The sequence below is a fragment of the Shinella sp. JR1-6 genome, assembly GCF_004284735.1.
In the GTDB taxonomy this organism is placed as follows: Bacteria; Pseudomonadota; Alphaproteobacteria; order Rhizobiales; family Rhizobiaceae; genus Shinella.
Window position 1 is genome coordinate 254,600 of record NZ_SHMI01000006.1, and the last position, 25,617, is coordinate 280,216.

Genomic DNA, 25,617 nt, shown 5'->3' on the forward strand with positions numbered 1-25,617 from the left:
GCATGCCAGCTGGAACTGCGCTTGCCACCTTCTTCAATGATAACGTTTCTCGAGCGCGTATCATCTTGGGGCGGCATGAAAATTTCTACCGCATCATTCCTGAAATCGGGGCCGATTTAAGGATGAAATCCTGCGGCAAATACAAAATGCCACAGCGTCCGTAGCACATCGTGAACGGTGTGCCGCGCTGTGGTGAGCGTCATGCCCGCAGGGTAGGGACAAGTCAACCGGAGAAGCCGTTTTCGAGGCCCCTCCGGCAATCCGCCGATCAGCTCGGCTGCTTGTTGCGCTTCAGGAGTTCCGTCACCAGCGCATCGTCGATCTCGCCGGTTTCCTTCTGGCCGACGGACTTCTGGAAGGCCTTGATGGCGGCGACCGTCTTCTTGCCCATCGCGCCATCAGGCGTACCGGCGTTGAAGCCGTTGTTGTTGAGGATCGCCTGGATGTTGCGGATCGCCTTCTTCATGTCGACGCTGGCGGTCTTGGTCGGCTTGCCGACCCATTCGTCGGGCAGGTCCGCCGAGTTGGTCTTCTCGTCGAGAGGCTGCGCCTTCCACAGCTCCACCTTGGCCTTGGCGCTGGAAAGCTGCTCGGGAGCCATGGCATTGGCCACCTCGTCGCGCTTCAACCCCGCATCGCTGTCGCCGTCGCGGGCAGCGATGGCAAACCACTTGTAGGATTCTTCCAGGTCCTGCTTCACGCCGTTGCCGCGCGCATAGAGAATGGCGAGGTTGAACTGGCTGTCGCGCACACCAAACTCGGAGGCTTTCTGGAACCACTTGGCGGCAGCGTCAAAGTCCGGCTGCTGGGTGCCGACACCCGTCGCCAGCAAGACGGCGAGATTGTGCATGGCGCTCGCATTGCCCTTGTTCGCCGCGATCTCATAGAGTTCCCGGGCACGCGGCAGGTCACGCTCGACACCCTGGCCCTTCTCGTAGAGGTTGGCAAGGCGGTACTCGGCGGGCGCAAAGCCGCGGGCAGCGGAGAGCTCGTACCAGCGGGCGGCTTCCGCAAGATCCGTCGCAACGCCACGGCCTTCCGTGTAACGCGCGCCAATCTCGAACAGCGCCAGCGCATCGCCCTCCGTTGCCGCCTTGGAGAGCGAGGCCGGGGTGATTGCTTCCGGAACCACGATTGCGGCTGTCTGCGTCTGGTCGACCGGCTGGGTCTCCTCGGCGACGGCGGTTTCCGGCGCCGTCACCGGCTCGAAGCCGGCAGTGGCCGCACCATCGGTCGTTTCAGCCGGAGCCGTCAGAGCTTGGCTGCCGGTGGCGGATGTCTGGGTCGGTGTCGGCTCGGCGCCGGCATTCGTCTGCGTATCGCCAAGATTGCGCGCGTCCCCGCTCTCGACATTGCCGTTTTCGACGGGAGCCGGATCCGTCACGACCTCCTCGCTGACGACGGGCGCTGCAGCGGTATTGGCGGTCACAGCCTCGCCGGTGCCCGTCGTGGTCTCGACCGGGGCCGTCTCGTTCGTGACGTTGGCGGTCTGCTCGACAATGACCGGAGCCTCGTCGCCGGCCACCAGCGTGTTGATCAGCGGATAGGACATGATCGCCAGCAGCACGGCGCCGACGGCGAGCAGGATCGGCCGGCGGTGGCGCGACAGCGCCGAAGCAGGCTTCTCGCCCTTTGCCAGCTTTTCCGTCTTCTTGGCGGGCGCGACGCGGGAGATTGTATCCGTCTCTTCGGCAGCAAGCCGGGCAGCACGGCGGGCAGCGGCGATCTGAATGGCCACACGATCACCTTCGCCACCCGCCGTCGCTTGCGTGGCCGAAGCCTGGCCGGCACGAACGCGTTCAAGGATACGGCGGACGTCAGGCACGCCGGAGCCCGGCTCCAGCAGCTGGTTCGCCTCTTCCGGCGCGAGTTCGTCCGTGGGATCGATCGAGGGTGTCGGATCGATCTGCTGGCGTTCGACCGGCAGAGCGGTTTCCTTGCGGCCGGGTGCAAAGCGGCGCTTCAGGCCGGCGAGCAGGCCGGTCTTGGGCTGAGCTCCAGCCGGCTGGTCGGCGGAGAGAGCAACGGGCTCGTCCGTCAGTGCCTCTTCCGGGGCCGGACGCTCGGGAACGGGAATGTTCTCGACCTCGATCTCGGCGAAGCGGCTTTCCTCCTGCGTCGCCTCGGCTTCGGCCTTGCGGGTCTCGCGGGTGCCGAAGCCGTCGTCGTCAAAAGGGTAATCGTTGCCGTAGATGCTGGAGGCGGGGGCGGCGTGGCGCTCCACATCCATCGCCGGCATTTCGGCGCGCGGCATGGCTGCCTCGCGGCGACCGAAGGTTTCGCGCGGGGCGTCGAGCTGCTCGAGGCGGCCGGCGATCTGCACCAGCGTGTCGTGCAGCGCATCGAAGGTGCGCGCAGTGCGCTCCTCGCTCGAGCGGGTCAGTTCCTCCAGTGCGCGCAGGTCATCGGCAAGGCCGGCGATCGCTTCCATGTCGGTGCTGGCCGCCGCCGTCGGGCCGGCGTGGCGGTAGGCCTCCATCACGGCTTCCGCCGCCTGGCGGGCGGCCTCGACGATATATTCGTCGTTGGTCGCCATGTAGTCCTCGATCGTCGCGAGACGGCCCTCGAATTCGGAGGGGACTTGCGCGACGGCGGCGGACGGCGTGCTGATCAGCGTGGAAAGATGCGCGATCTGCGCCTCCAGGCCACGCAATGCCTCATGATCGCCCACCGGCGCGACGCTGGTCGCATCGAGGCGGTCGGCAATCGCCGAGAGGCGATCCTCGATATGGGCGAACCGGTCTTCCTGGAACGGGCTGCCGGTCGGTGCGTCGAGATTGTCGATGCGCCGGGCAAGCGCGTCCAGCCGCTCGGCGAGCTGGTCGTTGACGCTGCCTTGGTCGAGCGCGTCGATCTTGCGGGAAATGTCGGAAAGGTAATAGGCAAGCTCATCGTTGCCCTGGGCGGGAGCGACCTGCTGGCTTTGCTCCAGCATCTGCGAGAGCTGCTCGATACGCTCTTCGAGACGAAGCGCCGTGCGTTCGTTCGACAGGTCCTCGATGCGGCTCGCGAGTGCTTCGATGCGCAAGGAGAGGCCCTGGTCCGGTGCGGGCGCCGGGCGCTGGGCAATGAAATCGAGCTGGTCGGCGAGATCGGCGATGCGGCCTTCGAGGCGCTGCATCATGCCGTTGTCGGCCATGGCCGACTGCTGCATGCGGCCGGCCGCGGCAATCGCCCGGCTGATCTCGTCGAGGCGGGCGTCCAGCCCTTCGAACTGCGAGGTGACGGCCGAGACGAAGCGGCCGTCATCCGGCTGCGCCTGGCGTGCCAGCATGTCGATGGCGCGGGCGATGGTCTCGATCTTGCCTTCCAGCGCATGGATGGCCGGCGTGGCGCTGACCGCGCCGATCTGGCCCTTCAGCTCGTCCAGCCGATAGGCAAGAGCCACCAGTTCGTCGTCGCGCGTCTGGTCGAAGACGGAGAGCCTCTTCTCGACGCCGTTCCAGCGATCCTCCATGCGCCGTACGGAATCCTCGCGGGCAAGCCCGTCGAGCACGGAGCGCAGTTCGTCGAATTCGACGCGCAGGCCTTCTGCCTGACCGGCCGTCTGGCCGGACTGGTGGCCAAGCTGGTTGATGCCAGTGGAAAGCCGCAGCAGCTCCTCGCGCAGGTCGTCATTGTTGTTGCGGCCCTCGGCCATCTGGCGGATGCCTCGGATTTCTGAGCGCAGCGACTGCATCTCGCGTTCCAGCCCGTCGGCGATATCCTTCTTCAGGTCCTGACGCAGCGAGACGAGTGCCTTGGCGATGTCCTCGACGGAATTGTCCGCGCGGGCGGGTGCGGTCTGCTGATGGCCATAGGCCGGATGCGCCTGCTGGCCGCCATAAGCGGCCGCCGTTTGCTGGCTGCCATAGGCGGCACCAGTCTGCGGGCCGCCATAGGCGGTATGGGCCTGCTGGGCAGCGGCATAGTGGTCGGCCGAGAGCGGGCGGCGCTCTAGGCGATGGGCAACGCGTTCGCGGCCGCCTTCGATGGCACGCTGGCGCTGCACGATTTCGGAAACCGGATCGTCGCGCAGCGGGATCGCGCGCGCCGGCTCCTGGCGGGGTTGCTCACCGCGCGGCGCGAAACGCTCCTCGCCGCGTCCGCGCGCCTCGCGCCCGCCCGCCATCAGGCCTTCGATACGGGCTTCCAGCCCCTCGATGGTGCGATTGAGCGCATCGAGCGAGGATCTTTCGCCGTGACGCTGCGGGTTTCGCGATCCGTTCATCTTCGCCTCGCTTTGGCGGCCGAGCGGCCTGCCGGGAGATACTTCTGAAGGCGCTGCCGCCCGGCTGCGCCCTTTCTTCCACTCCGGCGGATCTCCGCCGTCAAACACTGCATGTGCCATGGGAAACAGTATCGCCCCTGTCTGTACCGGACCGTCCGTCCGGCCGTTACAAAGGGAAGTCCAAATGATTCCCGATCCCACGCCCTCAGGCGTCACAATTCATGAAACATGGTAAACAAGGGGTTAACTGCCCCGGAAAATTTTTAACGATTTGCTCATAGAATGATCTTCGGGAGGAAAGGCGACCGTTTACGGCACAACCACAGGCTCCGAACGAACCGTCCGTCGCCACACCGCCCGCCCGCAGCCCTCCCGACCGACGAAATTTCTTCGCGGCTCTGTTTTGACGTTTACGCAAACGTCAAAGTTTTATAGTATCCGATCTCAAGGAGCGGACTCGCGTCCGCGGGACAGGTGAGGACTTCGAGCATGCCGATCTACAAAGCCCCCGTGAATGACACGCTTTTCATCCTGAACGACGTGCTGGCGCTCGAGCGCTACAACAACCTGCCCGGCTTTGCCGATGCAACGGGGGACATGCTGGAGGCGATCGCCGGCGAAGCGGCGAAGGTGGCTGAAGAGGTGCTCTTTCCGGTCAATCTTTCCGGCGACCAGGAAGGCTGCAAGCGTCGCGACGATGCCACGGTAAAGACCCCGAAGGGCTTCAAGGAAGCCTTCGACCTCTACCGCCAGGGCGGTTGGATCGGCCTTGCGGTTCCCGAGGAATTCGGTGGCCAGGGCCTTCCCTACGTACTGCACACGGCCGTCGGTGAATATATGTCCTCGGCCAACATGGCGCTTACCATGTATCCCGGCCTGACGCAGGGCGCGATCGCCGCGATACTCGTGCACGGCTCCGACGAGCAGAAGGCCGCCTATCTGCCGAAGATGGTGGAGGGCGCCTGGACCGGGACCATGAACCTGACGGAGCCCCATTGCGGCACCGACCTCGGCCTGCTGCGCACCAAGGCCGTGCCGCAGGCTGATGGTTCCTACAAGATTTCCGGCCAGAAGATCTTCATCTCGGCCGGCGAGCACGACATGTCCGACAATATCGTCCACCTCGTCCTCGCCCGCATCGAGGGCGCGCCGGAGGGCACCAAGGGCATCTCGCTTTTCATCGTGCCGAAATACATCCTGAAAGACGACGGCACGCCGGGCGACCGCAACACGGTTTCCTGCGGTGCCATCGAGCACAAGATGGGCATTCACGGTAACGCCACCTGCGTCATGAACTACGACGAGGCGAAGGGTTTCCTCATCGGCGCGGAGAACAAGGGCCTCAACGCCATGTTCGTCATGATGAACGAGGCCCGTCTTGGTGTCGGCCTGCAGGGCCTGTCGATTGCCGAGATCGCCTACCAGAACGCCGCCAACTATGCCCGCGAGCGCCTGCAGGGCCGCTCGCTCTCCGGCGTCAAAAATCCGAATGGCAAGGCTGATCCCCTCATCGTGCACCCCGACATCCGCCGTACGCTGATGACCATCAAGGCCTGGACCGAGGGCGGCCGCGCCTTCACGCTCTGGACAGCGCTGAAATCCGATATCGCCCACCGCTCCGCCGACGAGAAGGAACGCCAGGCTGCCGACGACATCCTCGGACTGATGACCCCGATCCTCAAGGGCGTCCTGACCGACAAGGGTTTCGATCATGCCGTCATGGCCCAGCAGGTTTTCGGCGGCCACGGTTACATCGAAGAGCACGGCATGAGCCAGTATGTGCGCGACGCACGCATCGCCATGATCTACGAGGGGGCCAACGGCATCCAGGCGCTCGACCTCGTCGGCCGCAAGCTCGGCATGAACGGCGGGCGCGCCGTCATGACGCTCTTCAAGGAGATCGGCGATTTCTGCGAGGAGAACCGCAATGACGAGAGGCTTGCCTTCTTCACCAAGCACCTGAAGAAGGGCTTGAACGACCTTCAGGCCGGAACCATGTGGTTCATGCAGAACGCCATGGCCAAGCCCGACAATGCCGGCGCCGGCTCGACCGACTACATGCACCTCTTCGGCCTCGTCACCGTCGGCTACATGTGGGCGAAGATCGCGAAGGCCGCCGAAGAGGGCCTCGCGGCGGGCGCTGGCGAGCGCGAGGACTTTTTGAAGAACAAGCTGGTCACGGCCAAATTCTTCATGGAGCGCCTGATGCCGGAAACTGGCCTGCGCAAGACCCGCATCGAGGCCGGCGCCGACACAACGATGGAACTGGCGGCCGAAGCGTTCTAGCCTCAAGAATCAGACGACCCGTTGCGAGTTTGACGGCGTTTCAGCGCCGCTAGGGAGAAGAGACCAATGACCGACGTCTTCATCTACGATCATGTGCGCACCCCGCGCGGGCGCGGCAAGAAGGACGGCTCGCTGCACGAAGTGCCGTCCGTGCGCCTCGCCGCCAAGGTGCTGGAAGCGGTGCGCGATCGCAACGGGCTCGATACATCAAAGGTCGACGACATCGTCATGGGCTGCGTCGATCCGGTCATGGATGCCGGCTCCGTCATTCCGAAGGCCGCCGCCTTCGAGGCCGGCTACTCGACCCGCGCGCCGGGCATGCAGATCTCCCGCTTCTGCGCCTCCGGCCTCGATGCGGTGAATTTCGGCGCGGCGAAGATCGCGCAAGGCGCCGACGACATCGTCATTGCCGGCGGCGTGGAGTCGATGTCGCGCGTCGGTCTCGGCATGTCCGGCGGCTCCTGGTTCATGGACCCCTCGGTCAACTTCCCGGCCTATTTCATGCCGCAGGGCGTCTCCGCCGACCTCATCGCCACGAAATACGGCTTTTCCCGCGACGACGTCGACGCCTATGCCGTCGAAAGCCAGAAGCGCGCGGCGCACGCCTGGCAGAACGGCTACTTCAAGAACTCCGTCGTGCCGGTGAAGGACATCAACGGCCTCACCATCCTCGCCCATGACGAGCACATGCGCCCCGGCACGGACATGCAGGCGCTCGCCCAGCTCCAGCCGTCCTTCCAGATGCCCGGCGAGATGGGCGGCTTCGAGGCCGTCGCCATCCAGGCCCATCCGGAAATCGAGGGCATCACCTACGTGCACCATGCCGGCAATTCCTCCGGCATCGTCGATGGCGCTGCAGCCGTGCTGCTCGGTTCGAAGGAAGGCGGCAACATTCTCGGGAAGAAGGCGCGCGGCCGCATCAAGGCCTTCGCCAATATCGGCTCCGATCCGGCACTGATGCTGACCGGCCCGGTCGACGTGACGGAAAAGCTGCTCGCCCGCACCGGCATGCAGCTTTCCGACATCGATCTCTTCGAACTCAACGAAGCCTTCGCCGCCGTCGTGCTGCGCTATATGCAGGCCTTCGACATCCCGCACGACAGGATCAACGTCAACGGCGGCGCCATCGCCATGGGCCACCCGCTCGGCGCGACCGGCGCGATGATCCTCGGCACCGTGCTCGACGAACTGGAGCGCCGCGACCTCAACACCGCCCTCGTGACGCTCTGCATCGGCGCGGGCATGGGCACGGCAACGATCATCGAGCGGGCCTGAGGGCGCGCCGATGAAAGCCCCTCACCCCGCCTCCGCTTCGCTCGGCGCGCCCTCTCCCCGCAAGCGGGGCGAGGGGGAACGGCGACGTCGCGGCATGTCCCTTCTCCCCGTTCACGGGGAGAAGGTGCCGGCAGGCGGATGAGGGGCAAACGGCCGCTCCGTACAAGATTTCAGGGAAGAGGAATCCCACCATGAGCTACAAGAACTTCACCATCGAGACCGACGCGGACGGCATTGCGCTCGTCACCTGGGACATGCCGGAAAAGTCGATGAACGTCTTCACCATCGAGGTGATGGACGAGCTAGACAAGATCATCGACCAGATCGTGGCGGATAGCGCGGTCAAGGGCGTCGTCATCACCTCCGGAAAATCCTCCTTCTCCGGCGGCGCCGATCTTTCGATGATCCAGGCGAGCTTCGACCTCCTCAAGGATGCACAGGCGAAGGATCCGGCGAGCGCCGTCGAAAAGCTCTTCGAGGCCACCGGGCGCATGACCTGGCTGTTCCGCAAGCTGGAAACTTGCGGCAAACCCTGGGTCGCCGCCATCAACGGCACCTGCATGGGCGGCGCCTTCGAAATGTCGCTCGCCTGCCACGGCCGTGTCGCCTCGAATGCCAAGTCGGTCAAGATCGCGCTTCCCGAGGTCAAGGTTGGCATCTTCCCGGGCGCCGGCGGCACCCAGCGCGTGCCACGCCTTGCCAATGCGCAGGACGCCCTGCAGATGATGACGACCGGCTCATCGCTGACCGGCGCGCGCGCCAAGGCGATGAATCTCGTGCATCAGGTGGTGGAGCCCGACCAGCTCATCCCCGCCGCCAAGCAGATGATCAAGGACGGCCTGAAGCCCGTCCAGCCCTGGGACGAGAAGGGCTTCAAGGCGCCGGGCGGCGGCATCTGGACACCGGCCGCAGCCCAGCTCTGGCCCGCCGCGCCCGCCATCCTGCGCCGCGAGACGGCCGGCAACTATCCGGGCGCGCTCGCCATCCTCAAATGCGTCTATGAAGGGCTGCAGGTGCCCTTCGATACGGGGCTCAGGATCGAGCAGCGCTACTTCACCCATATCCTCCAGACGACCGAAGCCTTCTCGATGATCCGGTCGCTGTTCGTCTCCATGCAGGAGCTTGGCAAGGGTGCCCGCCGGCCGGCCGGCCAGCCGAAGGCAGAATTCGGGAAGGTCGCCGTCGTCGGCGCCGGCTTCATGGGCGCCTCCATCGCCTATGTGACGGCCGCCGCCGGCATCCCGGTCGTGCTTATCGACCGCGACCAGGAAGCGGCCGACAAGGGCAAGAGCGTTTCGCAGGGGCTCGTCACCGGCGCGATAAGCAAGGGCCGCATGACGAAGGAAGACGGCGAGAAGCTGCTTTCCCTCATCACCCCGACGCCCGACTATGCGAGCCTTGCCGATGCCGATCTCGTCATCGAGGCGGTCTTCGAGGACCGCAACGTCAAGAAGGAGGTCACGGAGAAGATCGAGGCCGTGCTGCGCGAAGACGCCATTTTCGCCTCCAACACCTCGACGCTGCCGATATCAGGGCTTGCTGGGAATTCGAAGCGCCCGGAGCAGTTCATCGGCATCCACTTCTTCTCGCCGGTCGACAAGATGATGCTCGTGGAGGTGATCCTCGGCAAGGAGACGGGCGACCGGGCAATTGCCACCGCACTCGACTATGTCGCCGCCATCAAGAAGACGCCGATCGTCGTCAACGACACACGCGGCTTCTATGTCAACCGCTGCGTCTTCCGCTACATGGCCGAAGCCTATGACATGCTGATCGAAGGCGTGCCGGCGGCGATGATCGAGAATGCCGCCAAGATGGCCGGCATGCCGGTCGGGCCGCTGTCGCTCAACGACGAGGTCGCCGTCGACCTTTCCTACAAGATCTTCAAGGCCTCCATTGCCGACCTTGGCCCGCAATCGGTCGATCCACGCCATATGGAACTCGTCACCAAGCTGGTGGAGGGCGAAGGCCGCCTCGGCCGAAAGGCCGGCAAGGGCTTTTACGACTATCCGCCGAAGCCCGCCAAGAAGAAGCTGTGGCCGGGCCTGAAGGACCTCTACCCGCAGCAGAAGCCCGACGGCGTCGACGTCAAGGTGCTGAAGGAGCGCCTGCTCGTCACCATTGCGCTGGAAGCCGCTCGCACCATGGAAGAGGGCATCGTCACCGATCCGCGCGAGGCCGATGTCGGCTCCATCCTCGGCTTCGGTTTTGCCCCCTATACCGGCGGCACGCTGTCCTACATCGACGGCATGGGTGTGAAGGCTTTCATTGCCCTCTGCGAGACGCTCGCTGCCAACTATGGCAGCCACTTCCAGCCGACACCGCTGCTGAAAGACATGGCTGCCAAGGACGAGACCTTCTACAGCCGCTTTGCGCCGGAGACGAAGAAGGCAGCCTGACGAAGGCTGATCGAAATGAAAAGGATGGCGCACCGCCATCCTTTTTCGTTTCAGCCCCTCGATCACATGCGTAGCGGTGAAAATAAAACAATCGAAACCGTAAATTTAATTCTGAACGGAGTCAGCGATTCTTCTGCTTTTTCGATACTTTCCGGGGTCATTTTTCAAAAAATCCCGCCCAGCCATTGCATATTCGTGAATAGACCTTATATGAGTTCCGTCGAAAACTGCTTGCGACCTTTGTCTTCGAGCTTCCAAGCTCTGTCAGATTTCCTTTCAAGATCGATCAAAGTGGACGAAACATCGTTCAATTACACTAGAGATGGAAAGGTTATCATCATGAATTCGGGCACCGTAAAGTGGTTCAACAGCACCAAGGGTTTCGGCTTCATTCAGCCTGATGACGGCACGACGGATGTGTTCGTTCACATTTCTGCCGTCGAGCGCTCGGGCCTTGGCTCGCTCGCCGAAGGCCAGAAGATCAGCTACGAGATCGTCCGTGACCGCAAGTCCGGCAAGAACTCGGCCGACAACCTTCGCGCCGCATAAGATTGTCATTCCGCCTGCCGACCACGGATGTACTGGCGGCGGAGCGTTGAATGACGGGAAGAGGTCGGGGTAACGCCCGGCCTTTTTGTTTCCATAGCCTCGAAGGAGAGTGCCATGGGTCAGAAAACCTATGCCATTGGCGACCGAGTGGTTCTGAAGGCCAGCCGGTCCCGCTCGGTGACGGGAGAGCAACGATGCCGGACCATCGGCATCCTGCCCGCCGACCATGGAGAAGCCCAGTATCGGGTGCAGATCGACAACGAGAATTTCGAGCGACGCATCGTAAACAGCGATATTGATAGCGATGAAAGTGGTAGCCCCGCGTCAAGCGGAATAACGACAACCGTCGCTGGCAAGAGCGGTCCGTGGCCAAAACCGTCGAGCATGCGCGTCGGTAAGTGACGCTATCGCTTGCGAAGCAAGCGGTGACGGCAGTTGAAGGAGAGTGGCGGTCGCCTAGGTGGCTTGAATCACTCCTTGCAGAGTGATGGTGCCACGGCGGCATATCTACACCCAGTGCGGCGCAAGCCGCGAGAGAAAGGACATATCGTGCAGGTTCTCGTCAGAGACAACAATGTCGACCAAGCGCTTCGTGTGCTGAAGAAGAAGATGCAGCGTGAAGGTCTGTTTCGCGAAATGAAGGCGCGCAGCGCCTTTGAGAAACCATCCGAGAAACGGGCGCGCGAGAAGGCGGAAGCCATTCGCCGCCAACGCAAGCTCGCCCGCAAGAAAATGCAGCGCGAGGGGCTGCTGCCCGCACCCAAGCGTGCGGTGCGCCCTGCCCGCTAACCATTCCCCGTTATAGCGCCGGGTGGCGCATTCCGCCGCCCGGCTCGCCCTGTCGGACATCACTCCAGAAAGGAGAGATCATGACCGCGACCAAGGATAAATTCTTCAATCCCGCCAAGCTTTCCGCCCAGGAGAAGGCAGCCGCGACCGACCATACGGCGCGCACCATCATCGCTGCCGAAGCAACCGAGCGGGAAAAGAAGACCGCCCGGCTACGCGCCCTGCGCATGCAACAGGAACCGGTCGAGGCGCCGCCGAAGCCAACCCGCAAATCCAGCAAGCGCCCAGCCTCACCAACCATCTGAGCCGGCCGTCAACAAGGATGGCCCGTCGCGCAGGCACCGGCCGGGCGGCGCAGCGTTTCTCCTGTTTCCTGCGGAACAGCGGGCGGCCGGGCGATGTGCGACCTTCTGATCACCGGATGAGAGAGGCTCATCCATACCAGAGATCAGGAGAGACCCCATGCGCAAGATCATCGTTTCCGCCACCGTTGCCCTCGTCGCCGCCGTCTCCTTCGCGGCGCCCTCGCAGGCCGGCTACTACAGCTACGGCTACGGCTACGAGCCCTATTGCTTCATCAAGAAGGTGAAGTCCTACGACTACTACGGCAACGTCATCATCAAGAAGATCAAGGTCTGCAAGTAAACATCGCCCAGACTGACCTCCCCAAAGACCCGGATGTCCCCTGCATCCGGGTCTTTTGCCGTCCGGTATCCCGCTCTACGCAGGACGTGCGGCGTCGGCCATGCGCACCAGCAGCTCGGCACGCGTGCCGACAGTGCGGCTGGCATAGGCGAGCTTGGCGCCGAGGCTTGACGCCATGGCACCGATGATCTTGGAACCGAGACCGGTGCCGCGTACCGGCCCCTCCCCGCGCCAGCCGATGCCGTCGTCCTCGACGAAAAGCAACGCGGTTTCCGGGTCGAGGCGGGTGAAGCCGACGCGCACCTCGCCGCCGGTCTCGCCATAGGCATATTTGAAGGCATTCGTGACGAGTTCGGTTACGATGACGCCGAGCGATACGGCGCGGTCGGTCGGCACGTGCAGCGGCTCCAGCATCCGGTTGAGCCGCACGTTGCGGCCATGGCCCTTCATCGACGTGTCGAGCTCGGAGAGCAGCGTCGAGAGATAGGCCCCCATATCGACATGGCGCACGTCTTCCGACGTGTAGAGCCGCCGGTGAATGCCGGCAATCGCGGTGATGCGGGCCTGCGTTTCCGACAGCGCCTCCTTTACCGCCTCGTCGGATGCGCTCGACATCTGGAGGCGGATAAGCGCGGCGGCAAGCGCCAGCGAATTGCCGACGCGGTGGTTCACCTCCGCCAGCAACACCTCGGCCCGCTCCTTGGCAGCGCGGATCTCCTGTTCGGCACGAAGCTTCGCGCGCTTCAACTCGGCATTTTCCAATGCCTGGCCAAGTGCATTGGTCAGCAGCGGCATGAAATCGTCGCCGACCGACTTGATCACATAGTCGGCAGCGCCAGCCTTCAGCGCCTCGATGGCAACCTGGGCATCGTTCGACCCCGTCACATAGACGACAGGCACCGCCCCCGGCGCATCGGAAAGCTCCTTCAGGAAGGAAAGGCCCGTGCCCGATTTCAGGAAGTGGTCGAGCACGACAGCGGCGAAACCGCCGTCAGTGAAAAGCGCGCGGCCATGCTCCACATCCTCGGCATGCAGCACCTCATAACCAAGACGGCCGAGCGCACGCTGGGCGAGCCGCGCGAGGATCGGGTCGTCGTCGATATAGAGGATGCGGACCGAGGCTTCCTTCATTTACTGCGTCTCGGGGATCTGGATCACGGAGAAGAACAGGCCGAGCTGGCGGATCGCATGAGCGAAGCTTTCATATTCCACCGGCTTGGTGATGTAGACGTTCGCGCCGAGATCGTAGCAGCGCTGGATCTCCCGCTCATCGTCCGTCGTCGTCAGGATGACGACCGGCAGGCGTTTCGTGTGGGTATTGGTCTTGATGCGCTGCAGGATATCGATGCCGGACATGTCGGGCAGGTTGAGGTCGAGCAGGATCAACAGGAACCTGCCGGCGCTCGCAAGGCCAGAGCGGTCCTTGCCGAGCACGAAATCGAGCGCTTCCGTGCCGTTGGTGAAGGGCACGACCTCGTTGTGCACGCCGGCGCGGCGGATGTTCTTCTCGATGAGGCGCGCATGGCCCTCATCGTCCTCGATCATGACGATGGTGACTTCCTTGCCCAGTCCGTTCATGCCTGCATACTCCTGACTACTTTGCTGAGGTCGGGCGGAAGACGGAGCACGAAGGTCGTCCCCTGCCCGAGTTCGGATCGGACGATGATATCACCACCAAGATTGCGCATCAGTGAACGCACATGCGCCAGGCCTATGCCTTCGCCGGGCTTGTCCTGGGCGCCCGAGCGGCGGAACAGTTCGAAGACCCGCTCGTGGTCCTCCGGCGAGATGCCACGGCCGTTGTCGGTGAACTCGATGACGGCACCAGCCCGGCCGCCGTTCTTCGCGGTCACGGAGATGCGCAGCGGCCGGCCCGGCGACTGGTACTTGATCGCATTGTCGAACAGATTGCCGAAAACCTGCTCCAGTGACAGCCGATCGGAAATGACGGTCGGCAGCTTTTCGTCGATGGTGACCTTGCCATCGGATTCGCCGACCTGATGGCCCACCGCCGCCGCACCCGTTTCCACAAGCGCCTTGATGTCGACGCGCTCGATGCGCAGCTCCCGCCGCCCGTCGCGCGAAATCTTCAGGATGGCGTTGATGAGACCGTCCATCTTCTTGGTGGAGGAGCGGATGAAGCCGATCGCCTCCGGCAGGTCCTCGGAAGCGGCGCGGCGCGCTTCGAGAATATCCCCTTCGCTCGGCGCCTTGCCGTCGGCCAGCACATAGCTCTGGATGGACGCAAGCGAGGCCTGCAGCTCGCTGGTGAAGCCCATGATGTTGACGAGCGGCGCGCGCAGGTCGTGCGTCACGATATAGGCGAAGCGCTGCACTTCCTGGTTGGCGCGGATCAGCTCCTCCGTGCGCTCGTCGACGCGTTTTTCCAGCGTGGCGTTCAGCGTCTCCACTTCGCGGCGGGCGACGACGAGGTCGCGGGTATATTGCATGACGACGGTGGCGGCGCCGCCCAGTACGCCTATAATCGCGATCGCGCCGATGATCGTCGTCCATTGCAGCGCGCTGGCGGACGAGAGCGTATCGACGACACTCTCCTCCAGATGCCGGTCCGCATCATCAAGGATGAAGCCGACCTCAGTGCGAAGCTCATCCATCAGGACGCGGCCCCGATCGGTCTTAACCTCTTCGACAGCCTCCGCCTGCCGGCCCTGCTCCATGAGGGCGACGGTTCCGGCCAGCTCCGCCAGCTTCTGCTCCACAAGTTTACTGACCCGTGCTGCCCGCTCGACATATTCAGGCAAGCGCTTCGTCTTTTCCAGGAAGACCTTTTCCCGCTCGGCGACGGCGCGCAGAGCGTCATCGTAAGGACCTCGGAAGGCAGTGTCGGCCGTTATGATGAAACCGCGCTGGCCCGTTTCCGCGTCCTTGACGATGGAGAGCAGGTCGGCAGCGGCGCTGCGCGCCTCGCGCACTTCGATAAAATCCGCGAAATAGTCCTGCACCTTGCTGACGAGCCAGAGCGACGTGCCGACAATGCCGAGCAACGCGAACATGCCAGCAATCAACAGAATAACCGTCGAGCGCACGAAGGCGGCGTTCGAAATCGGCATCTAACCCCCCGGTTCAAGCCGTCTACAGGACGGCGACAATATCGTTGTAATGTTCGCTTGCAACCAACCAACGTGACGAAAACGGAATTCTTTTGGTTGTTTCGTCACTTAAGGGGCTAGATCCTGACACGGAAGCGCCCGGCGAACCGTTCGCTGGCAATGATGACCATGCCCGCGGAAAAGATCAGCGTGGCACCGACGAAGACATTCGAGCCCGGCACGTCGCTCCAGATGAGATAACCGAGCGCGAAGGCCCAGACCAGCGAGGAATATTCGAAGGGAGCAAGCACGGAGACCGGCGCTCGGCGCATCCCCTCGAACATCGCGAACTGCCCGATGCCGGCAATGACCCCCGTTCCGGCCATCAGCGCCAGGTCGAGCAGCGCGACCGGCTGCCAGACGAAAGGCAGCGCGAAGGCCGTGAAGAGGAGGAAAAAGAAACTCGATATGGTCACCTGCACTTGCGTTCGTTCATGCAGCGCCGTCTTGCGCAGCAGCACCGTTGCCACCGCCCAGAAGATGGCCGCCTGCAGGGCGAGATAGACGGGCAGCGAAAGCTGCACTCCCTTGGCCGCAACCCCGCAGGCGATGACCACGCCGACGAAGCCGATCACCACCGCGAACCACCGGTATCCCGGCACCTTCTCGCCGAGGATCGGCACCGAGAGGATCGTCATGACGACCGGCGAGGCGTAGTACAGCGTGGTGAGTTCCGCCAGACCGAGATCACGCGCGGCGGTATAGTAGGACAGCCAGGCGGCAAGCAGCAGCAGGTTGCGCAGGAAGAGCGGCTTCAGCACAGGCGAGCGGCGCGCGCTTTGCACGAGCGGGCGCCCGCCGAAGGCAAGACAGAGTGCGAAGATCGTCAGGCTGCGCACGAACAGGATCTGCCAGACCGGCAAGGCCGCGACGAGCCATTTGACCGTCGCATCCTGCAAGGAAAACATGAAATAGGCGAAGGACGTCAGCAGAATGCCGGAAGAGACGGTCTTTTGCACGGAATGGACCTCGAAGGCGCGGAAGCGCCGCGCTGTGCCTTGATAGCGCGGCGCTCGATGCGGCGAAAGAGGCTGAAAATCAGGGGCAAGGAAATTTTTCCCACCACTTTGAATCGCGCCACGAAAAGTCCGTTTTGCCTGCAAGTTTCAACGTGCAAGCGGGGCCACACAGGTATATGCGCGAGCCATGGACTCCAAACGCACCGGCTATCTCTTCACCCTGCTTGCCATCCTGATCTTCAGCCTGCAGGACGCGATCTCGAAACATCTCGGCAGTCTCTACCCGCCGGTCTTCATCGCCATGCTGCGCTTCTGGGCCTTCGGCACCTTCGCGATGGCGCTGGGCGCCCGCAGCCCGGGTGGCCTGAAGGTCGTGGCAGCGACGAAACGGCCGGCCCTGCAAATCCTGCGCGGCGTCCTCCTTGCCTTCCAGATCGTCGTTACCATCACCGCCTTCACCAAGGTCGGCCTAGCCCATTCCCAGGCGATCCTGGCATCGGGACCGATCTTCGTTGCACTCCTGTCGATGCCGCTGCTCGGCGAGCGGGTCGGCTGGCGGCGCTGGACGGCGATCGGTATCGGGCTTTGCGGCGTACTGATCATCCTCAATCCCGCCGGCAGCGCTTTCGACATGGGCGTGCTGCTGCCGCTCATCTCCGCGCTGATGTTCGCGGTCTATGTCATTGCCACCCGCCTCGTCAGCCGCGAGGACACGGCCTCGACGAGCTTCTTCTACACCGGCGTGGTCGGCGCCGTGGCGATCTCGCTTGTCGGTCCCTTCTTCTGGACGAACCTCACACCGGGCGACTGGCTGTGGATGGGCCTGCTCTGCATCACCGGCATGTCGAGCCATTATTTCCTGATCCGCGCCTATGACCTGCTCGATGCCGCCGCCGTGCAGCCGCTCACCTATCTGCAGGTCGTGCTGGCGGCGATCATCGGCGTCAGCGTCTTCGGTGAAACGTTGAACCTCAACATGGTGCTCGGCTCGGCCATCGTCGTCGGCGCCGGCATCTTCACCATCTGGCGCGAGAGCGTCGTGGCCCGGCGCCGGGCGGCCGAAAACCGGATCGGAAAGAACACAGGAAAATAATCCTTTTTCCTTTACTCATTCACCCTCCTTGGATATGCTTCCGATCAGTCGGACCGGCCCTTGCCGGTCCGTTGCCTTGGCAGGGTTTTTCAGCATGTTCTCCCACGACCGGATCTGGGCAGCGATAGACGCCCTTGCCGAGCGCAATCGGCTCTCTCCGTCCGGCCTTGCCCGCCGCGCCGGGCTCGACCCGACATCCTTCAACAAGTCGAAGCGGCAGGGTGCCGACGGCCGCCAGCGCTGGCCATCGACGGAATCGATCGCCAAGGTGCTCGACGCAACCGGCGCCTCGATCGACGAGTTCTTCACGCTGGCCGACCCGGCGCGCGACGCCGCCCTGCCGCATGGCGCCTTTCCGCCGCAAACCGGCACCATTCCCCTGCTCGGCTTCGCCCAGGCCGGCGCGGGCGGCTTCTTCGACGATGGCGGCTTTCCCGCCGGCCAGGGCTGGGACGTGGTGGAGTTTCCGGCTTCGCCAGATCGAAAACCCGGCGTCTACGCGTTGGAGGTGCAGGGCGACAGCATGCTGCCGCTCTACCGCGACGGCGACGTCCTGATCGTCGAACCGGGCGCGCAGGTGCGCCGCGGCGACCGCGTCGTCGTCAAGACGCGCGAGGGTGAGGTCATGGCCAAGGTGCTGCACCGCCAGACGCCACGCACGATCGAGCTCGTCTCGCTCAATCCCGAACACCCGAACCGCAATTTCGACATCGACGACGTGGACTGGATCGCCCGCATCATCTGGGCCAGCCAGTAGGCCGCATCAGCCGCCGTAGAGATTGACCGGGAAGTAGCGCAGATAGATTTCCTGCAGGCGGCCGCTGCGCGAGAGCGCCAGCAGCGCATGGTCGATGGCGCCGGTTATCGTCGCATCCTCCTTGCGGAACATGATGGTCAGCCCTTCGCCGAGGAAACGCTCCGACAGGTAAGGCCCATCGAACAGACGGCAGCAGCCGGCCGATTCCGAGCCGCTCGTCCAGAAGGCGAGCTGCATCCCGTCCCCGAAGACCGCCTCCACCTTGCCGTCCTTGAGACTTGCCAGCAGGGCGGCCCGATCGGCAAAGGCTTCCGCCTGCACGCGCGGGAAAAAGGCCTTCAGCATCGCCTCGTGCGCACTCGCCGCGACGACGCCGACACGCTTGCCATCAAGCGCGGCCGCGGTCGCGCCGGCGGGCGGGGTCTTCTTTGCCACGGCGAAACGGGCCGGCAGGCGCATGAAGGGGCGAGAGAAGACAAAACGCTTGCGCAGCTCCGCGGTGACGGCGACACCCGCGGCCACCGCCTCGCCATTGCCGTCGATGAGCGCTTTTTCCAACTCCGGGAACGTCACAGCCTGGATCTGACATTTTTCGGTGAGCGCCAGCTCCCGGCAGATCTCCCGCACCAGATCGACATGGAAGCCGGCGAGCTTGCCGGTCTGGTCGATGAAGTTGAACGGCGGGAAATCCACGGTTGTCAGGAAGCGCAGCCGCACGATGCCGGACAGGTCCGGCCGCGCGATGCGCTCACGCGTGTCGAACAGGATCGGCAGGTCGACCGAGGCAGGCTCCTGCGCCACGACATCCTGCGGCTGCACCGCCGCCAGCAGCAGGCCGAAGGCAAAGAGCCCGTAGATTTTCAGGGGTGCAATTTTGATATGCCGCATTACAATCAACCTGGGGTTTAAAGGGGGCGTAGCTGCCTGCGCGGCTGCGGGGCTGCATGCGACTGGCAGAATATCCCGACGACATCGGTTTCGCTACCGCAATCGGCATCCGGCCGGCACCGCTGGCGCCACCCCGCGACGATACCGTACCCTCCCGTCTGATGACGGAGGCCCACCTCTTCCGGCGCCTGGGTCTATCGAAGCCCCTCATCTCCACCATGCTGGTGCGTGCCAACCAGCACGGCACATCGCTGGAAACGGAGCTTTTGGCAAGCGGCTCGGTCTCGGAACATGTCTACTATGAGGCACTGGCCGAGATCCTGGACATCCCCTTCCTCGACCGGCTGGATCCGGCAGAGGTCGAGGATCTTCCCGGGGCCGATAGCCAACTCATCGACCCGACCGTAGTACGGTTGCGCCATCCGTCACGTCCGCCGACCACGGCAATCGTGCCGAGTGCCGAGCGGCTCGACTATCTCGGCGAACGGCTGGCACACGCCCCCGCGCTGCGCAGCATGATGGCGGCAACCACACCCTCGGCTCTCCGGGCCGCACTCTGGCAGGCCGGCCAGCAGAGGCGGCTGCGCGACACGGTGGAGGAGCTGCACGCCACCATGCCCGAGGCGAGCGCCCGTATTACGTTGCGCGGCCGGCAAGGTTTCTACACCGGCGCCACCGTCACTCTGCTCCTTACGCTGGCTGCGCTTGCCCCGAGGCTGGCCACGCTGGCGTTGCACATCGTGGTGACCCTGCTCTTTTTCTGCACCTTCCTGATCCGCCTTGTCGCGCTTGTTGCCAAGTGGCGGCAGGAGCGCCGGCCGATGCTGCCGCCTCCATCGGTCCGGCCGCGACCGACCTACTCCATCTTCGTGGCGCTCTATCGGGAAGCGGCCGTGGTGCCGCAGCTCATCGATACCCTGAACCGGATCGAATGGCCGGCTGCGCGTCTCGACATCAAGCTCATCTGCGAGGCGGACGACCAGGAAACGCTCGATGCGCTCGCTCTCACCCGCCTCGGCCGGCAGTACGAAATCGTCGAGGTGCCACCTGGCCGGCCGCGCACCAAGCCGAAGGCGCTCACCTATGCGCTCGGCGCGGCACGCGGCGAATATCTCGTCATCTACGACGCCGAGGACAGGGTCGATCCCCTACAGCTGGAGGAAGCGTGGCGGACCTTCGAGGCGGGTCCGTCGGACATTGCCTGCCTCCAGGCGCCGCTCGTCGTCACCAATGCGCGGGAAAGCTGGCTGAGCGCACTTTTCGCGCTCGAATATGCCGGGCTCTTCCGCGTGCTGCTGCCGCACCTTGCCGCCGCGCGCCTGCCCGTGCCGCTCGGCGGCACGTCCAACCATTTCCGCACGCGCGTTCTCCAGCAGGTCGGCGGATGGGACCCCTACAATGTTACCGAGGATGCCGATCTCGGGCTCCGCCTCTACAGGCTCGGCTACCGCTGCGGCACGCTCACCCGGCCGACCTACGAGGAGGCCCCCATCGGGCGAGACGCCTGGCTCGGCCAGCGCACGCGCTGGTTCAAGGGCTGGTTGCAGACCTGGCTGGTGCTGATGCGCCATCCCTCACGCCTCGTTTCGGAGATGGGCCTCTGGCCCAGCCTCGTCTTCCAGGTGCTGATCGGCGGGCTCATCCTCTCGTCGCTCGCCCATCCGCTGATCATCGCCTATCTCGGCCTCATCACCTGGTCGCTGTTCTTCCAGCCCGCGTTTACGGTCGGGCCGCTCGAGCTCACCCTCTTTACGCTCGATATGATCAACATCTTCGGCAGCTACGCCGTCTTCATCGCGCTCGGACGGGGTGGCATGGCGGAGAGCGAACAGGCCGCCGTGGGCAGGCACTGGATGATGACGCCGGTCTACTGGCTGCTGCTATCGGTCGCCGCCTGGCGCGCCGTCGGGGAGCTGCGCCACAATCCCTTCTTCTGGAACAAGACGGCTCATCGGCCGGTGCGGCCGCAGACAGGAAAGGAAGCCGGATAATCCTCTCGAGTGCGGCCGGCAGCCTGCAAAAGCCCACCCCTCACCCGATCCGTCTGCCCAGGGAGGAACGGAGGGACCGGATGAGGAGCCCCGGCTCGGCGGCCAGGAACGCTTTGGCATTGTTCCGAACGAAAAATCGCTTCACGCGTTTTCTGGACCTGCTTTAGTTGCCGCCTTCCATCCAGATTGCCACATCGACAGGCGCAAGCTGCCGGCCACCAACGAGGAAGGTCGCATCCGCACCAGCCGGCACGGCAGCGGAGCTGCTGCCGTAATTGAAGGCGAAGTGCAGCCGGCCGCGGCGGGCGAGCCTGAGATCACCGAGATCGGGCAGGCTTCCGACGCCGGCCCAGCCGAGTGTGTCGCCCATCAGCTTCGCGAGAAATTCGCCGCGCGGCAGCGTGCCGACATAGCGCGCGCGGTCATTGCCGATGACAGCAGGGGAGCCCGGGCGGTGCTCGCCTTCGAAGGTCGCCAGCACCGTCTCGTTCGTGCGGATGAGTTCCCGCCAGCCGGTCACCGGATGGCTCGCATTGCCGTAGAGCACGGGCTCACTGTGATAGTCCGGCAGGGATTCGACGCGCGTCACCCGAAAATCGAGGAGATCTGCGAGCGGGCCGGGCGGCAGGTCGGCGGGAATGTGCATGTCCCGCGTCTTGCTGCCGCTGCGCGGACCCAACAAAGTCTTGGCCTTTGACGCCTTCAGCCGGGCAAGGAAGGCGGCATCCGGGATGACGAGGTCAGGCGCCAGCAACAGGCTGTAGCCGGAGAGATCGGAATGCTGGCCGATGAAATCGACATCCACACCGAGGCGAGCGACGGCGGAATACCAGTCGAGCGCGATGGCCGAAGCGGCATACCCGCGGCCCTGCGGCAGGGCGCGGGTTGCGAAACGCGATTCGTAGTCGAGCACGATCGCGACAGCGGCCTTTTCCCGAACCTCGCCCCTCGGCAACCGCGCCATCTCCTTGGCCACCTGCGCTACCTCGATATACCCCTGGTCCACCTCGCTGTTCGGCAGCAGCAGGCCGGCATGGAACTGCTCCTGCGCGAACGGCGCCTGGCGCCAGCGGAAATAGGAGACCATGTCGACGCCATGCGCATAGGCGAGCCAGGTCCACAGCCTTACCATGCCGTCGGCCGGCGACTGGTTGTGCGCCGCCCAGTTGACGGGACCCGGCTGCTGCTCCATCACCCACACCCGGCCGCGGCCGACGGCACGGTAGAGGTCGTGGTTGAAGGCCGGCTGGTCCGGATCGCCGACGCGCAGGTAGCGCGCCTTCTCCTCGGCGCTGAGGCGACCGTTAATCAGCCCCCCCATCGGATAGACATCCCAAGAGGCAATATCGATATCCTCGCCCACCTTGTAATGGTCGAAGTCGGTGTTCTGCGACATGAAATTGTGCGTCACCGGGCGGCCCGGCGAATGCTGTCGGATGATATCCGCCTGCGCCTTGTTGAAGGTCTGCACCTGGTCGGAGGAGAAGCGGAAATAGTCGACGAGATGGCTCGGCGTCGGCTCCTCCACGAGGTTGTTCGGCAGATCCACCTCATCGAACGTGTTGTAGTGCATGCTCCAGAAGGTCGTGCCCCACGCCTGGTTCATCGCCTCGGCCGTGCCGTAGCGCGCGGCGAGCCATTGCCGGAAGGCCAGTTTCGCCTCATCGGAATAGCTGTGGATCGTATCGTGGTCACCGTATTCGTTGTCCGTCTGCCAGGCATGCACGAAGGGATTCTCACCGTAACGGCGCACCATGGCCTCGGTGATGCGGGCTGCCTCCAACCGGTAGCGGCGGCTGGAGAAACAATAGTGCCGGCGCGCGCCGAACTTGCGCACCACCCCACGCTCGTCGACGGGCAGAATATCCGGATAACGATCGACCAGCCATTTCGGCGGGGCGGCCGTCGGCGTGCCCAAGATGACCTTGAGGCCGGCGCAGCCGAGCACCTCGATCGCCTCGTCCAGCCACTCCCAATGGAAGACGCCGGCCTGCGGCTCGATGTGCGACCAGGAGAACTCGCCAATGCGCACCCAGGCCAGGCCCAGCGCCACCATGCGGCGGGCGTCCTCGTCCCATTTCTCCCGCGGCCATTGCTCCGGATAGTAGCAGACACCAAGCTCCAGCATGCCGGCCGGGGGACGGGCAGCATCGAAGCGGTTCTGTTGCGTGAGCGGCTTGTGCACCGGTATCGTCCTTCATTCTCCGCGGTGCCGGCTGGGCCGGGCCGCTTTCATCACGATCGCAATATAAACGTTTATATCGCCATTCAAAATCTTGCAGTGGGTGCTACCAGAGTACCGTCCTGCCGTCGTAGGCCCTGAAGCTTCCGGTCTCGGCCATCGTCGCGCCGTCGATCAGACCCTTCAGGCCAAGAGCGCTTTCCGCAACCTCGACCGCCGCTTCCGCGCCCCCCATGTCCGTCTTCACCCAGCCGGGATGCAGCGAAAGGACCGCGATGCCGTCGGACCGGAAATCCTGTGCCAGCTTGACCGTCGCCATGTTCAGCGCCGCCTTGGAGCAGCGATAGGCATAGTCGCCGTCCTCGTCGTCGATCGTGCCTTCCGCAAGCGAACCGGCGCGGCTGCCGATATTGACGAGCACCCGGCGCCGGCCGGCGAGAAGATTGGACCTGAGCGCCCGGGCGACCAGCAGCGGAGCGAGCGCATTGATGCGCACGACCTCCAGAAAGCCGTCCGTCTCCAGCGAGGCAAGGCCGCCCGTGTCACCGCGGATCGCGGCATTGTTGATGACGATATCGATCGGCACGCTTGCCAGATGGTCGCCGAGCGCGGCAATCGAGGTAGCATCCGCCACGTCCAGCGGCGGGGCATCATCAGTTCCCTGTCGCGTGCAGGCGATGACGCGGAAGCCGGTAGCCGTATAGAGGTCGGCCAGCGCGCGGCCGAGCCCCCGCCCGGCACCGGTGATCAGCACCGTTCCGGTGTCAGCGGTGTTTTGTGTCATACTTCTTCTCGATGAGGCTGATGAGGCTGGCGGCGGCCAACGTCAGCAGGATGTAGAGGATCGCCGCCGAGTTGTAGGGCGCAAACGGCAGGAAGCTCGCCGACTGGAACTCCCGCATGCGCTGGGTGATGTCGCGGATCGACAGGATCGAGAGAAGCGAAGTGTCCTTCAGAATGGCGATCAGCTCGTTGCCGAGCGGCGGAATGACGATGCGGAATGCCTGCGGCAGGATGACGAGCCGCGCCGTCTGCCAGCGGTTGAGGCCAAGACTACCTGCCGCCTCGATCTGACCGGCCGGGATGGCGTTGATGCCCGAACGGAAGATTTCCGCAAGATAGGCGGAATAGGCAATCGCCATAGCAACGATACCGCGAACCAGATTCGGCGGATCGAAGACACCGGCCGTCGCATCCTTCAAGGCGCCGGAAAGCGGCAGGCCGACATAGAGCACAATGACGAGCATCGGAATGCCGCGGATCGTATCGACGATGAATTCCGAGCCGATGGACAGCGGATGGCGGCGATGCAGGAAGCCGCCGAAGGTCAAGAGGCCCGCCACGATGGCGATGACGGCAAAGGTGATGCCCGCGGCGCGGTCGCGATCGTTCAGCGCTTCGACCTGCCAGAGGCGCGGCCAATCGGCAGGCGCGGTGGCGGCGGGCAGCAGCGCGCCGCTGACGTCCTCCTTTTTGCCGACGGCCTCGATCGCCTGCTCGGGCGTGACAAAGGTGCGCACCGGCGTCTCGGTAACCGGGCCACCCTCGTACTGCCCGAAGCGCACCGCGCCGATAAGGCCGGACGGAGTGCCGGTGATGATGCCGACCTTGCCCTCCAGCGTGCCGACCAGCACGTAGTTGTCGCGCGGCTGTATCAGGAACCAGGTGGAGAGCACGGCGAAAGCGAGAGTCATCGCCGCGAAGAAATAGAGGCTTTGGCGCGTATAACGCAGCTTCAGAAGCCCCACCCAGACGAGGCCGAGCATGGCCGCGAGGATATAGGCGGCGATAGCCGCGCGGATGGTCGTGGCGAGACCGGAAGCGAAAGCGAGATGCGCGAAGAGGAAGACAAAGACGAGGCCCGCGCCATTGACGAGGCCGAGCAGCCAGGCCCCTGCCCGGCGCAGGCGGCTTTCCGCTGGCACCCGCGCGCGACTGCCGGCAAAGGTAAGGCCGAGACCCGCGACGAGCAGCACGGCATAGGCCGGCCACAGCCAGGCCTCCACACCGCGCACCATCAGGTCGGCCGCCTCTGTCAGCTGGCGGGGCGTCGCGCCCTTGACGACGAGAGTGGACTTGAAGGGATCAACGCCGTTCGCGACGACCGAGGCGATGAAGGGATGGGCGAGATCGCCGGCAAGAATGGCCGCCGTCGCGAGAAGCCCGACAAGGCCGACAACCATCGCGAGACGCGGCCGCGCCATCGCACTGCGGGACAGGACGAGCACCGCAAAGCCGGCGGAAAAGGCAACGGTGAGCAGCAGGAAACCCGGCACGAACACGCCCGAGCCCAGCTCCACGCCCAGGATGGCACGCAGCGAACGCTGGTAGTCCGCGGAAGAGGCGAACAAATAGACGATGAAGGGCAGTGCAGCGAGGATGACCAGATTGCTGGGCCTCACGCTTCTGACGAACGACATTTTGGCCTCCGGCATCATGATCAAGAAGGATTGCCGAAAGCGCCCGCACCGCGCTTCCGGCAAA

The 25,617-nt window shown here is 64.2% G+C and carries 20 protein-coding genes; 11 read left to right on the forward strand and 9 right to left on the reverse strand.

Features of this window, described 5'->3' with window-relative positions; all coding sequences use genetic code 11:
• Nucleotides 1-268 precede the first annotated feature (268 nt).
• Complete coding sequence (locus tag EXZ48_RS13540) at nt 269-4,210, reverse strand: peptidoglycan-binding protein (RefSeq protein ID WP_130516413.1); 3,942 nt, start codon at nt 4,208-4,210, stop codon at nt 269-271.
• Between the two features lie 489 nt (nt 4,211-4,699).
• Between EXZ48_RS13540 and EXZ48_RS13545 the strand changes: the two genes are divergently transcribed.
• From EXZ48_RS13545 to EXZ48_RS13580, 8 genes are all read left to right on the forward strand, one after another.
• Complete coding sequence (locus tag EXZ48_RS13545; protein WP_130516415.1) at nt 4,700-6,496, forward strand: acyl-CoA dehydrogenase C-terminal domain-containing protein; 1,797 nt, start codon at nt 4,700-4,702, stop codon at nt 6,494-6,496.
• Between the two features lie 66 nt (nt 6,497-6,562).
• A complete protein-coding gene (locus tag EXZ48_RS13550; RefSeq protein WP_130516417.1) occupies nt 6,563-7,771 on the forward strand; it encodes an acetyl-CoA C-acetyltransferase in 1,209 nt (402 codons plus the stop codon).
• A gap of 191 nt (nt 7,772-7,962) precedes the next feature.
• The gene (locus EXZ48_RS13555) at nt 7,963-10,170 is read left to right on the forward strand and encodes an FAD-dependent oxidoreductase (RefSeq protein ID WP_130516419.1); all 2,208 of its coding nucleotides are present in this window, start codon (nt 7,963-7,965) and stop codon (nt 10,168-10,170) included.
• A gap of 339 nt (nt 10,171-10,509) precedes the next feature.
• Nucleotides 10,510-10,719: a cold-shock protein gene (locus EXZ48_RS13560; protein ID WP_024270199.1), complete on the forward strand. Its 210-nt coding sequence runs from the start codon at nt 10,510-10,512 to the stop codon at nt 10,717-10,719.
• A 114-nt stretch (nt 10,720-10,833) separates the two neighbouring features.
• A complete protein-coding gene (locus tag EXZ48_RS13565) occupies nt 10,834-11,121 on the forward strand; it encodes a cold-shock protein (protein ID WP_130516421.1) in 288 nt (95 codons plus the stop codon).
• Between the two features lie 147 nt (nt 11,122-11,268).
• Nucleotides 11,269-11,508 (forward strand): 30S ribosomal protein S21, encoded by a 240-nt coding sequence (rpsU, locus tag EXZ48_RS13570; RefSeq protein ID WP_024270201.1) that lies wholly within the window; start codon nt 11,269-11,271, stop codon nt 11,506-11,508.
• Between the two features lie 80 nt (nt 11,509-11,588).
• The gene (locus tag EXZ48_RS13575; RefSeq protein ID WP_130516423.1) at nt 11,589-11,813 is read left to right on the forward strand and encodes a hypothetical protein; all 225 of its coding nucleotides are present in this window, start codon (nt 11,589-11,591) and stop codon (nt 11,811-11,813) included.
• Nucleotides 11,814-11,970: 157 nt separating this feature from the next.
• Nucleotides 11,971-12,153 carry a hypothetical protein gene (locus EXZ48_RS13580; protein ID WP_130516425.1) on the forward strand — a complete coding sequence of 61 codons (183 nt, stop codon included), beginning with the start codon at nt 11,971-11,973 and terminating at the stop codon, nt 12,151-12,153.
• Nucleotides 12,154-12,228: 75 nt separating this feature from the next.
• On the opposite strand, the gene EXZ48_RS13585 is transcribed toward EXZ48_RS13580, so the two are convergent.
• The 4 genes from EXZ48_RS13585 to EXZ48_RS13600 all read right to left on the reverse strand — a co-directional run bounded on the left by EXZ48_RS13585 (nt 12,229) and on the right by EXZ48_RS13600 (nt 16,222).
• Nucleotides 12,229-13,284, reverse strand: a complete 1,056-nt coding sequence (locus EXZ48_RS13585; RefSeq protein WP_023515755.1) for a sensor histidine kinase — start codon at nt 13,282-13,284, stop codon at nt 12,229-12,231.
• Nucleotides 13,285-13,731 (reverse strand): response regulator, encoded by a 447-nt coding sequence (locus EXZ48_RS13590; RefSeq protein ID WP_023515407.1) that lies wholly within the window; start codon nt 13,729-13,731, stop codon nt 13,285-13,287.
• Entirely contained in the window at nt 13,728-15,224 is a 1,497-nt protein-coding gene (locus EXZ48_RS13595) for an ATP-binding protein (protein WP_130516427.1), read from the reverse strand. The genes EXZ48_RS13590 and EXZ48_RS13595 overlap by 4 nt, the downstream gene beginning before the upstream one ends.
• Nucleotides 15,225-15,340: 116 nt before the next feature.
• On the reverse strand, nt 15,341-16,222 hold the full coding sequence (locus tag EXZ48_RS13600; RefSeq protein WP_130516429.1) for a DMT family transporter: 882 nt from the start codon (nt 16,220-16,222) through the stop codon (nt 15,341-15,343).
• Nucleotides 16,223-16,409: 187 nt separating this feature from the next.
• Here EXZ48_RS13600 and EXZ48_RS13605 point away from each other — a divergent pair, with 187 nt between their 5' ends.
• Together EXZ48_RS13605 and EXZ48_RS13610 are read left to right on the forward strand one after the other, a co-directional pair.
• Nucleotides 16,410-17,315, forward strand: a complete 906-nt coding sequence (locus tag EXZ48_RS13605; RefSeq protein WP_130516431.1) for a DMT family transporter — start codon at nt 16,410-16,412, stop codon at nt 17,313-17,315.
• Between the two features lie 94 nt (nt 17,316-17,409).
• On the forward strand, nt 17,410-18,072 hold the full coding sequence (locus tag EXZ48_RS13610; RefSeq protein WP_023513059.1) for a helix-turn-helix transcriptional regulator: 663 nt from the start codon (nt 17,410-17,412) through the stop codon (nt 18,070-18,072).
• Nucleotides 18,073-18,078: 6 nt separating this feature from the next.
• Here the strand turns inward: EXZ48_RS13610 and EXZ48_RS13615 are convergent, their stop codons facing one another.
• Entirely contained in the window at nt 18,079-18,960 is an 882-nt protein-coding gene (locus tag EXZ48_RS13615) for a transporter substrate-binding domain-containing protein (RefSeq protein WP_130516433.1), read from the reverse strand.
• Nucleotides 18,961-19,016: 56 nt separating this feature from the next.
• Between EXZ48_RS13615 and EXZ48_RS13620 the strand changes: the two genes are divergently transcribed.
• Nucleotides 19,017-20,951 carry a glycosyltransferase family 2 protein gene (locus tag EXZ48_RS13620; RefSeq protein WP_130516435.1) on the forward strand — a complete coding sequence of 645 codons (1,935 nt, stop codon included), beginning with the start codon at nt 19,017-19,019 and terminating at the stop codon, nt 20,949-20,951.
• 163 nt (nt 20,952-21,114) lie between these two features.
• On the opposite strand, the gene EXZ48_RS13625 is transcribed toward EXZ48_RS13620, so the two are convergent.
• From EXZ48_RS13625 to EXZ48_RS13635, 3 genes are all read right to left on the reverse strand, one after another.
• Nucleotides 21,115-23,136 carry a beta-galactosidase gene (locus tag EXZ48_RS13625; RefSeq protein WP_371687655.1) on the reverse strand — a complete coding sequence of 674 codons (2,022 nt, stop codon included), beginning with the start codon at nt 23,134-23,136 and terminating at the stop codon, nt 21,115-21,117.
• A gap of 103 nt (nt 23,137-23,239) precedes the next feature.
• Complete coding sequence (locus EXZ48_RS13630) at nt 23,240-23,887, reverse strand: SDR family oxidoreductase (protein WP_037405925.1); 648 nt, start codon at nt 23,885-23,887, stop codon at nt 23,240-23,242.
• A 10-nt stretch (nt 23,888-23,897) separates the two neighbouring features.
• Nucleotides 23,898-25,553, reverse strand: coding sequence for an amino acid ABC transporter permease (locus EXZ48_RS13635; RefSeq protein WP_130516437.1), 1,656 nt, complete (start codon nt 25,551-25,553; stop codon nt 23,898-23,900).
• Between the last annotated feature and the right edge of the window lie 64 nt (nt 25,554-25,617).